Source organism: Bradyrhizobium sp. (assembly GCF_049798375.1).
Lineage (GTDB): Bacteria > Pseudomonadota > Alphaproteobacteria > Rhizobiales > Xanthobacteraceae > Bradyrhizobium.
On the sequence record NZ_JBARGP010000125.1, the window covers coordinates 1 to 7073 of the forward strand.

The 7073-nt window shown below is 64.5% G+C and carries 8 protein-coding genes; 2 read left to right on the forward strand and 6 right to left on the reverse strand.

Annotation, left to right across the window (positions count from 1 at the left end; translation table 11 throughout):
* On the forward strand, positions 1-1008 hold a 1008-nt coding region (locus WA702_RS05580), incomplete at its 5' end, for a hypothetical protein (protein ID WP_425109537.1).
* Between the two features lie 396 nt (positions 1009-1404).
* On the forward strand, positions 1405-1824 hold the full coding sequence (locus tag WA702_RS05585) for a hypothetical protein (protein ID WP_425109538.1): 420 nt from the start codon (positions 1405-1407) through the stop codon (positions 1822-1824).
* A 42-nt stretch (positions 1825-1866) separates the two neighbouring features.
* On the opposite strand, the gene ipdC is transcribed toward WA702_RS05585, so the two are convergent.
* From ipdC to WA702_RS05615, 6 genes are all read right to left on the reverse strand, one after another.
* Positions 1867-3504, reverse strand: a complete 1638-nt coding sequence (gene ipdC / locus WA702_RS05590; protein WP_425109539.1) for an indolepyruvate/phenylpyruvate decarboxylase — start codon at positions 3502-3504, stop codon at positions 1867-1869.
* A 114-nt stretch (positions 3505-3618) separates the two neighbouring features.
* On the reverse strand, positions 3619-3810 hold the full coding sequence (locus WA702_RS05595; protein WP_425109540.1) for a hypothetical protein: 192 nt from the start codon (positions 3808-3810) through the stop codon (positions 3619-3621).
* An 88-nt stretch (positions 3811-3898) separates the two neighbouring features.
* Positions 3899-5215 (reverse strand): alpha-amylase family protein, encoded by a 1317-nt coding sequence (locus tag WA702_RS05600; RefSeq protein ID WP_425109541.1) that lies wholly within the window; start codon positions 5213-5215, stop codon positions 3899-3901.
* Positions 5216-5232: 17 nt separating this feature from the next.
* Positions 5233-5925 (reverse strand): DUF2848 domain-containing protein, encoded by a 693-nt coding sequence (locus tag WA702_RS05605; protein ID WP_425109542.1) that lies wholly within the window; start codon positions 5923-5925, stop codon positions 5233-5235.
* A 132-nt stretch (positions 5926-6057) separates the two neighbouring features.
* On the reverse strand, positions 6058-6684 hold the full coding sequence (locus WA702_RS05610) for an FMN-dependent NADH-azoreductase (protein WP_425109543.1): 627 nt from the start codon (positions 6682-6684) through the stop codon (positions 6058-6060).
* Between the two features lie 8 nt (positions 6685-6692).
* Positions 6693-7073: cysteine hydrolase (locus WA702_RS05615; RefSeq protein ID WP_425109544.1), on the reverse strand; the 381-nt coding region annotated here is incomplete at its 5' end.

The following is a 7073-nucleotide window of genomic DNA, read 5'->3' on the forward strand; positions in this document are numbered from 1 at the left end:
GCCGAATTCCGCCAGGATGGCACCACGCAGAATCGAACCGCGAATCCGTCCCGCTACTTCTTTACGCCGGTCGAGCACCTCTTGGTCGACGGCTCCCCGGATCACGCCAATCTGGGCCGGATCGCGCGCGCCTCGTTGGCCCCGATATGGGAATGGATTAGCCGCGATCTGCTGCCGACGATGGCCCGCGACTACAACGCGCGGATGAAGGAGTTGATCGCCGGCGACAAGCAGCGCGAACTCCGTCAGACGGCGAGCACGTTCCAGACCAAGGTCACGAAGTCGCTGGAGGGCAACCTGGCGGCATCCGAGGGTGTCGCGCAAATCCGCACCAAGCTCAAGGCCTACACCGCCTCGCCGACCGTGTTCGAGGACCTGAAGAAGCTGATGCAGGCACTGAAAGCACGTGAGGCGATCGCGCAATTCGACGAGAGCCTGCCGGAGCGCATCGTCGAATTCGACGATCCGCAGGTCAAGAAGATGACCGCGCTGCTCGATGCGTTTCGGAAGAAGAATCCGGAAGCGGTACCGTTTGCACTGACCCTGGTGGCCAAGCGGCTGCGAGAGCCCTGGCAGATCCTGCACCTGGCCACCAAGGCCGCGCGCAGCAAGAACGCCGTCGACGTCGCTGCCACCCCTTACGCGATCACGGTCGCGATGGTGCTGGACCAGATCGAGGACAAGCGCATCACGTTGCGGGTCGCCCTGAAGAACAATCGGGTCGTGACCGCCAAAGACATTCTCACCGAGATCTATGGCGCCGAGGATGCCATTCAAACGCGGATCGAGCGGCTTGAAGCGTGCGACTGGGGCCAACGGCTGCACGATCTCATGGAGGCGATCGCGGCGATGGTCGAGGCCGAGGTGCGCCGTTTCCCTGACGAAGTCGGCCATGTGCTCGGCTCGCGGCGTCTGCGCGGTCACCGCTCGTTCACCGGACGATTGAGCTATTTCGCACGCGACGCCATCAATGACAGCGCGGCGTTCTGCAAACGCCTGATCGGCTGAATCGATCGGATCGCTAACAAGCTTCGACGATCCCTAACCTCACTCTGCGGGCGCCCGCACAGCCTCATCGGACCGCGACATCGCCGGTTCGTGCTGCGGCTTCACCGTGCCGAGCCGACCCGCGCCCGTCAGCGGCCGGTGACGTCCGACCAGAAACGTCTCCAGAAAGCGCCCTGAAAAGACGAACCTGAACCACCAATAGGCGATGCGTCGTGTCGTCATAGTTGGAACGTCTCGCGTGCGAAGCAACAGCTGCCGCTACATATCGCACTGCGCCATGCAGCTTTGTGAAACGCTTCACAATTGGCGGAGACGTGACCGGGCTGCGGTCTTTCCGGTTTACAGACCAGCACGGCATCGCCGATCATGATTCATACGCAGCGCGAGGAGACGACGATGAGGCGAAGCAAAGCTCTGCTGACCGCGGCCCTGGTGCTGGCCTCGGCTGCGATGTTCAACACCGGCAGCGAGGCGCAGGGCGTGCCGCCGAGCACAGCCATGGCGACGCCGGACAACGCGATCCTGCTGACTGTGTTCTTCAAGCATGATCAGTCCCGCCCCTTGAGCGAATTGAATGCCCAGCTCGACAAGCAGGGCTTCTATAAGGCGTTTCCGCCTGATGGCGTCGAGGTTGTGAGCTGGTATGTGATGATGGGCATCGGTCAGGTGGTGACCTTGCGGTTGCCGGCCTCGCGGCTGCGCGAGGTCAATCGCGTGCTGGAGGATACGGCCTGGGGCTCCTACCGTACCGAGTTCTATCCGACCTACGACTACAGGGCTGTCGGCCTCGCCTCGCATGAGAAGGCCACGAAGTAGGACGCGGTTCTAGACGACGGAGCGACGCGCACAGGATCGTGCTCAGCCCTTCGCCATCCGCTCCCGCGCCGATTTGAAGCCGGCGACGAAGCGTGCCAACGTGTCGGACGTTTTCCCGCGCGGCAGCATTACCTCGATCAGCGAGAACTGCCCGCGCCGCAGAACGGCACGGTCGAGCGCCGCGATCAGGCCGGCGCGGGTGGTGACCCGCTCACCGACGCCGCCGATGGCATTGGCAACCTCGGCAAAATGCCAGTCGTCGAGATTGTTGAAGCGCGATTCCGGCTGGAACACGCGCAGCATCTCCCAGCTGCAATTGTTGAACAGCACGACGATCGGATCGAGCCCATAGCGACGGCAATTGCCGAGCTCCCAGCCCGTCATCTGGAAGGCGCCGTCGCCGACCAGGATCAAGGGCCGGAGGCCGGTCGCGGCGACACCGATGCCGGCCGGCACGCCAAAGCCCATCCCGGCATAGTAGCCAGGCGCTGCCAGCGCCGTATTGTCGACTTCCATCGCCGTGAACAGGCAGTCGCCGATATCGGACGTCATCGGCATCTTGCCGTGACGATCGAACAGATCGTTGATGGCGGTGGCGATGTCCGACGGGGCGATCGGCCGGTCGTCTGCCGGCAGCCCGCGCGGATAGGCGGGGTGCTGGCGCGGCATATTAGAGCGCGGCGTCTGTGGCTTAGCGCGGCCTTCGAGCGCACCGATCAGATCAGCGAGCGGCATGTCGCGATAGACGTGATGGCCGATCTGCACCTCGCGGCTCGAGGCCATGATGGTCCGCCGCGGATCTGGCGCGCGGTTCGACAGCGCGAAATTGGTATCGGACAGGATCACGCCGAGCATCAGCAGGAGGTCGGCCTCCTCCACCAGCCTGGTGATCGCGGGATCGCCGGCGGCGCCGAGATAGGTGCCCGCCACGACATCATCGGCGTTCTCGAGCAGGCCGCGGCCCATGAAGGTGGTGACTAGCGGGACGTTCAGCTTGCGCGCCAGCGCGGCAATCCTGTCCTCGACGCCGTAGCGGCGGATCTCGACGTCGACTACGATGACCGGCGCGGCTGCCTGCGCAACGCGTGCGAGGATCTCCTCGACGCATTCGGCCAGTGCTTCAGCTTCGGCGCGACGCGGCGGCAGCGGCACGACCGGTTCGGTCGCAACATCAACCATATCGCGGGGAAATTCGAGATAGACCGGCAGCGACAGCTCCCGGGCGTTGCGCAGTACGCGCGCGATCTGCGCCGGCGCCGTGGCCGGGTCGGTCAGCACCGCCTGGTCGCAGGTGATCTCCTTGAATACGGCAAGCTGGGTGTCGATGGTGCGCGCCTGATGATGCAGCAGGAAGCCCGAGACGCGCTCGCGGGCGCCCGGCGCGCCGGCGACAACCACCACGGGCGAGCGCTCGGCATAGGCTCCGGCAACGGCGTTGACGATGTTGAAGGCGCCGGCGCCATAGGTCACGACCGCGACACCGAGTCCGCCGTGATAGCGGGCGGCGGCATCGGCGGCAAAGCCGACCGCCGGCTCATGGCTCAAGGTGATATTCGGCAGCATGCCGCTTTCCTCGATCACCTTGAACAACGGCAGCACGAAGTCACCGGGAATGCCGAAGACCTCGCGCGCGCCATGATCCCGGAGCGCAGTGAGCAGAGCATGAGCCATGGTGGGCATCAGAGTTCCTCGCGATCAGCAGCGGATATTCCGTGCTACACGAGGCTGGCCCGGGTGCCAATCTCCGGACAGCTCGTTGCCGTGCGGTCAGGCAAGGCCTCGACGGAGGCCCGTTCAGTTGCCGCTCATCGCAACCGTCTGAGACGGCGGCGACGGACCGCAGGTCATTGCGACCGAGCCTGCAAACAGCGCCGCAATCACGGTCATCATGGCGAGCTTCAGCATGACGGTTCTGCGATCCGTGATCGGCAGGAACAGGAAGAAAAAAAGCGCAAGCACCAGCATCGGATCGAGAACAGCGGTCATGAATCAGCTCCTTTGTTGGAGCCAGCATGACGCGAAGGCCGAGTGACTTATGTGGCGACGGTCACACTCGCGCGTGAGAGCTGGACAATCAGGCCGCGTCCGGCGCGAGAATGCCCCATCCGTGAGCGGGAATCGTGATTTCGCTGCCGTTCGTGGCGGACACATCTCCGGCCAGCCGCGTGACCGCAGACGGCATCATGCGCGTGACCGGCGCGTCGGACAGATTGAGCGCGACGAACAGCCGGTTGTCCTCGTGAGCGGCCTCGAACACCAGATCGGCATTGCGCAGCTCGATCGGTCGCATGCGCGCGCGATGCAGCCAGGGATGCCGCCGCCGCAAGCCGATCAGGTTCTGGTGCAGGCGATAGATCGGCCAGCCGAACGGCGCGAGTCCGTCAGGCGTTGCTGGAAAGGCGGGACGGATCGCGTCGTCGCCGCCGGCGCGCTGCTCCTTGATGCCGCGAAACGCCTGCTCGTCACCCGCATAGATCGACGGCGTACCGGCTACCGTCATGAGCAGCACGAGCGCATGCGCCAGATGCCGCGCGTCCTTGAGCTGGCTCGCAATTCGCGTCACGTCGTGATTGCCGATGAAGGTCTGCGGAACGAACGTATCCAGCAGCGGGCCGTGCCGTTCGAGCGCCCAGGCGAGCTCGAAGAAGTTGCGATCGTTCAGCGCGCTCCAGATCGCCTTCCAGAGCTCGTATTGCGTCACCGCATCGACGCCGGTGTCGCTGACAAAGCCGGCATAGTCGCCATGGATCACTTCGCCAAAGATGTAGGCGTCGGAATGCGCTGATCGCACTGCCGGCAGCACCTTGCGCCAGAATGGCCGCGGCACCGCATAAGCGGCGTCCAGCCGCCAACCACCGGCGCCGCGATCGAGCCAATGGATCATCACTTGCGTCACATAGTCGACGACCTCAGGTGCATCGTGGTTGAGAGCGGCGAGCTGGCGATGGCCTTCGAAGGTTGCATAATCAGGCTCGCCACCGTCGTCCTTCCAGGTCAGCCGGAACCAGGCCGCGTCGTCGGTGTTCGCGCGGGCAGCGATCGCGCGCTGAAAGCGCGGATGGTCGCGTCCCACATGGTTGAATACGCCGTCGAGCACGACGCGCAAGCCGCGTGCATGCGCGGCTGCGATCAGCGCGTCGAAATCCTCGATATCGCCAAGCCGCGAGTCGATCCGGAAATGATCGGTCGTATCGTAGCCATGAGTCGACGACGCAAAAATTGGCCCAAGTAGCAGACCTGAGGCGCCGAGATTGACGGCATAGTCCAGCCAATCGATCAGATGACGCAGCCGGTGCTTGATCGGCCCAGCTGCGATCGCCTCACGCTCCGCGCCGGCAAAACCGAGCGGATAGACATGCCAGAACACTGCACGCTCGACCCAGTCGCGCAACCCGTCACCTCATCAGGTCAGCCGACGATCGCGAGCGTTTCCACCGCGTAACCATGGCGGATCGTGCGGTTCAGGACCGGATCTGATATCTCGTAATCGAAACGTTCGGCAGGACGGATGCCACCCTTGGCGGCAAATGTGCCACCGAACATCGCCGCGCCCTCGGGCAGACCGGCAGCACCGAATCGGCGTGCGATCAGGTCGTCCGGCGGCAGCATGTCGGCCAGGGTGCCCTCCTGATAGAGTTCGCGCTTGCCGCCGATCGTGGCGTAGGCCCGCAGCAGGATCCGATCCCAATGCGCCGACACGTCGGAAAAGAGCCACAGCTCCGGCGCGATCGGCTTATCGCACATCTGCTTGGAGACCGTGATATTGTAGGTCTCGACCTTCCGGTCGGTATGGTCGGAGCCGACGCCGACATAGAGCCGACCATTGACGCGAAGCAGGACGAATTCGACCTCGCCGCTGGAGTCCTCGCCGCTGGCTTCGACGACCTGCGCGCTCGTGAGACGGCTCGCCGCGACCTCGTAGTAGATCGGCGTCGAAGCCGGGCGTTGGATTCCCAGCTCCTCCAGCTCGGCGATATGCTTGTCGCGCGCAATGGGATCGCGACCAGTCCAGCCGGCGATCACCAGCCGGCCGATCGTCAGCCGCTGCTGCGACGCGCCCGAGGCCTGGTGAACCGTGAAGTCAATCGTCGTTCCGCTCATCTCGCCGCCGCTTTCCTCGCTGAAGATACGGCGCGGCTTAACGGCAGCGGACGCCGCATGCAAGCCTGCCGAAGGGGACCGGCAGGCTGCGTCATAACGATACCGATCGGGCACCGCGCCGTCCGCGCGGCCTCAGAACCGCGATGCGAGCTCAGCGAGGCGGCGATGGGCGTTGTCGCGGGCGTCGCGGATCGGATCGGCGGGGCCTGTGGTCGGGCCGACCGGCACGAACTGCACGCTGCGGATGCCGATGAAGCGCAATGCCTCGCGCAAATAGGGCGTGGCCATGTCGATGCGGCCGCGGTTCATGCCGGTAATGAAATCGCTGCCGCTGGCGATGATGACGAGCGTCGGCCGGTCGCTCAGCAGCGGCAGGTAGCCTGTCGCCGGATCGAAGCGGAACGTCAGGCCCGGCTGGCTGATTACGTCGATCCATTGCTTGAGCTTGTACGGAATCGAGAAATTCCACATCGGTGTCGAGATCACGACGCGCTCGGCGAGCGCGAGCCGCATCGCCAGGCGCTCCGCGACTGCGAAGGCGTCGCGCTCCTCATGCGAGAAGCCGCGGCCATCGATGCGGGCATATTTGGCGTCCAGGATCGGGCCTGTGAACTCCGGCAACGGCTCCCGCCACAGATCAAATTCTTCGATGTCCCAATCGGGGTGCGCTTGGCGGAACTGATCGACGAACATCCGGCCGGCGGCAGACGATTCCGACTGCTCGCGCGGCGAGCAGATCATGTGTAGCAGCTTCGGCATCGCTCCGCCTAGCCCAGCGCCTTCAGCACGGCATCGGCGTTGGTGACAACGGAGACGTTCTGCAGCGCGAAGTTGATCGACGCGCTGTGCCACTCGGCATTCATGGTCGAACAGCAATCCTCCGGCACCACTATGAAATAGCCCTTGTCGGCGCCGGTGCGTGCTGTGTGCTCGACCGACATGTTGGTCCAGGCGCCAGTGTTGATGATGACGTCGCGCCCGGTCGCCTTCAGGATGGTTTCCAGCCGCGTGCCTTCCCAGGCGCTCATCCGCATCTTCTCGACCACGAAGTCGCCGGCGCGCGGTTCAAGCCCCTGTACCGGCGCCGCGCCCCAGGAGCCGCGTACCATAGCCTTGCTGTCCACCAGTCCCTCGAACAGCGGCGCATT